At 62.7% G+C, this 3,146-nt stretch carries 3 protein-coding genes; all 3 read right to left on the bottom strand.

Going from position 1 to position 3,146, the window contains the following annotated elements:
* Window positions 1–40: 40 nt before the first annotated feature.
* Window positions 41–1,255: an aminotransferase class V-fold PLP-dependent enzyme gene (locus tag B3Q33_RS14490; protein ID WP_272962711.1), complete on the bottom strand. Its 1,215-nt coding sequence runs from the start codon at window positions 1,253–1,255 to the stop codon at window positions 41–43.
* Window positions 1,255–2,481: a Fe-S cluster assembly protein SufD gene (gene sufD / locus B3Q33_RS14485; RefSeq protein ID WP_272962710.1), complete on the bottom strand. Its 1,227-nt coding sequence runs from the start codon at window positions 2,479–2,481 to the stop codon at window positions 1,255–1,257. The genes B3Q33_RS14490 and sufD overlap by 1 nt, the downstream gene beginning before the upstream one ends.
* A partial coding sequence (gene sufC, locus B3Q33_RS14480; protein WP_286828374.1) for a Fe-S cluster assembly ATPase SufC occupies window positions 2,478–3,146 on the bottom strand: 669 nt, incomplete at its 5' end. The genes sufD and sufC, both read right to left, overlap by 4 nt.

The following is a 3,146-nucleotide window of genomic DNA, read 5'->3' as shown; positions in this document are numbered from 1 at the left end:
CGCGTCTCAAGCGACGCTCCTACTGAGGTGTGTGCCGGGCTCAGAGAAAGGTCTTCACCTTCTCCAGCGCCTCGAACAGGCGATCCACCTCATCAAGGGTATTATAAATGGAGAACGAGGCCCTGACTGTGCCCGGAATGCCCAGAGTGTCCATCAGCGGCATGGTGCAGTGATGGCCGGTGCGAACCGCCACGCCCTGTTTATCCAGCAGCATGCCCACATCCGCCGGGTGAGCGCCTTCCAGCAGGAAGGACAGCACACTGACCTTATTGGCGGCGGTGCCGATGATTTTCAAGCCATCGAAAGCCTCTGCCTGTTTGGTGGCATGGACCAAGAGAGAATCTTCATGGGCCTGTAGTGCTTCGCGGTCCTGCTGATTGAACCAGTCGATAGCAGCGGCCAGGCCGATAGCCCCGGCAATATTGGGGGTGCCGGCTTCGAATTTGTAGGGCAGCTGGTTCCAAGTGCTCTTTTCGAAGCTCACCGTTTCGATCATCTCGCCGCCGGTCTGGTAGGGCGGCATGGCCTCCAGCAGCTCGCGACGGCCGTAAAGCACGCCGATGCCGGTGGGGCCAAACAACTTGTGGGCGGAGAAGGCGTAGAAATCCACGTCCAGGGCCTGCACATCCACCGGGAAGTGGGCCACCGCCTGGGCGCCGTCGACTACAGTAATGGCGCCTGCCTCACGGGCCTTGGCGACCATTTCCTGCACCGGGTTCAGGGTGCCCAGGGCATTGCTGGCATGGCCGATGGCGAAGATTTTGGTGCGCTCGGTGAGCAGCTGGTCGAAGGCGTCCTGATCCAGGCTGCAATCCTCGCGCAGCGGGATCACCTTCAGCGTCGCGCCGGTGGCCAGGCAGGCCTGCTGCCAGGGCACGATATTGGCGTGGTGCTCGCTGGTACTGATCAGCACCTCGTCGCCGGGCTGCAGGCGCTCACGGCCGATGCACTGGGCGACGATGTTGATGGACTCGGTGGTGCCCTTGGTCCACAGGATTTCTTCGCGGCTGGCGTTCAGGAAGCGGGCCACGGTCTCGCGGGCGCCCTCGAACTGGCCGGTAGCCAGGTCGCTGAGATGATGGGCGCCGCGGTGCACATTGGAGTTCACCGTGCGGTAGTAGTGCTCCAGCACGTTCAGCACCGCTTCCGGTTTCTGGGTGGTGGCACCGTTATCCAGATACACCAGCGGCTTGCCGTTGACCTGTTGATCCAGGATCGGGAACTGTGCGCGAAGGGCTGCCACATCAAACGTCATTACGCGGCGTCTCCTGCCGGGCTGGCATGGGTCAGTTCCGCTTCCAGCCAGGGCTGGGCCCACTCGGTCACTGCCGCGTCGGGCAGGGCCATCAGCAATTCGTTAACGAAGCCCAGGCTCAGCATGCGCTTGGCTTCGGCAGCGGGAATGCCGCGCGATTGCAGGTAGAACTGCTGACCGGCATCCAGCTGGCCGACGGTGGTGCCGTGGGCACACTTCACATCGTCGTTGTAGATTTCCAGCTCTGGCTTGGTGTTGATCTCGGCGCCGGGGTTGAGCAGCAGGTTCTTGTTGGACAGCTCCGCATTGGTGCCGCTGGCGAAGGGGTGAATGTGGATGCGGCCATTGAAGACCGCCTTGCCGCTTTCACCGGCCAGACCCCTGAAGTTCTGATCGGACTGACAGTTGGGCACCGCGTGCTCCACGCACAGCTGGTTGTCCACGTGGCTCTTGTCGCGCACCACGAAGATGCCTTTCATGTTCAGCTCGGCACCGCTCTTGTTCACCAGGGCGCGCACGTCGTTGCGGCGCAGGCGGTTGCCGGTCATCAGTTGGTAGCTGTCTACCTTGCTGACGCCCTGCTGATCGATGATCAGGGTGCCGATGTGCAAGGTATTGGCCTGCTCGCCCTGCAACCGGTAATGGGTCAGGGTGGCGTTGTCGGCGGTGATCAGGGCGGTGACCGCATTGGTCAGCGCCTGGCCTTCGGCGTGATAGTGCTCGATGACGGTGGCTTCGGCGCCGGCATTGAGCTTGACGATGACACGCGGGTTGCAGTGGGCCGGCGCTTCGCTGGCGCTCTGGATTTGCAGGTGAATCGGTTGTTCGATGCGGGTATTGGCGGCCACTTCCAGCACCACCGGTTGCCCGCACACCGCGCCGTTATAGGCGGCAAAGGGGGTCTGTAGACCGTTTACCGCGGGCGCGTCGTGATGCAGATTGACGCCGGCGGGCAGGGAACTGCCCTGCAGTTGGCCATTGTTGATGGTGACCACGAACTCGCTCAGGGCCGGCAGGGGCTGGCTGATCTCGCCATCGGCAACCGCGTTCAGGTGGCCGTCGGCCAGGGCCTGCAACGAGGTGTACTTCCAGCGTTCGGTCTTGCGTTCCGGGAAGCTGGCAGCCTCCAGGTCGGTCAGCGCATCGCCGTCACTGCCGTGGCGGCGGGCGTTGGCCAGGGCCTGGCTTTTCAGGTCAATGGCGAGGTCGCTTGCAGAGAGTGTCATGCGGACTCCTCTTCTCCTGTGAGCCAGCCGTAGCCTTTCTTCTCCAGCTCCAGGGCCAGTTCCTTGCCACCGGATTTGATGATCTGGCCGTTGGACAGTACGTGCACAAAGTCCGGCACGATGTAGTCCAGCAGGCGCTGATAGTGGGTCACCAGCACGATGCCGCGCTCCGGGCTGCGCAGGGAATTGACGCCCTTGGCCACGGTTTGCAGGGCATCGATGTCGAGCCCGGAATCGGTTTCGTCGAGCAGCGCCAGTTTCGGCTCCATCAGCAGCATCTGCATGATTTCGTTGCGCTTTTTTTCGCCGCCGGAAAAGCCTTCGTTGACCCCGCGCTTGAGGAAGCTGGCGTCCAGGTTGACCTGTTTGCAGGCGGCACGGGCCTGGCGGAGCAGGGTAACCGAATCCCACTCTTCCTTGCCTTGAGCCTTGCGAACCGATTCCAGCGCGGCCTTGAGAAATTCCATGTTGGAGACGCCGGGGATTTCCACCGGATACTGGAAGGCCAGGAACAGGCCCGCCTGGGCGCGCTCTTCGGGCTCCAGCTCTGCCAGGCTCTTGCCCTCAAACAGGGCTTCGCCGCCAGTGATGGCGTAGTTGTCACGACCGGCAAGCACGTTGGCCAGGGTAGATTTGCCGGAGCCGTTGGGGCCCATGATGGCGTG

The organism is Alcanivorax sp. UBA3183, assembly GCF_002364155.1.
GTDB lineage: Bacteria > Pseudomonadota > Gammaproteobacteria > Pseudomonadales > Alcanivoracaceae > Alcanivorax > Alcanivorax jadensis.
This window is presented reverse-complemented; position numbering and strand designations above follow the sequence as displayed.

Bases quoted from the DNA above. Each gene is read 5' to 3' on its own strand.
- B3Q33_RS14490 (WP_272962711.1), bottom strand. From the start codon at position 1,255: ATGACGTTTGATGTGGCAGCCCTTCGCGCACAGTTCCCGATCCTGGAT.
- sufD (WP_272962710.1), bottom strand. From the start codon at position 2,481: ATGACACTCTCTGCAAGCGACCTCGCCATTGACCTGAAAAGCCAGGCC.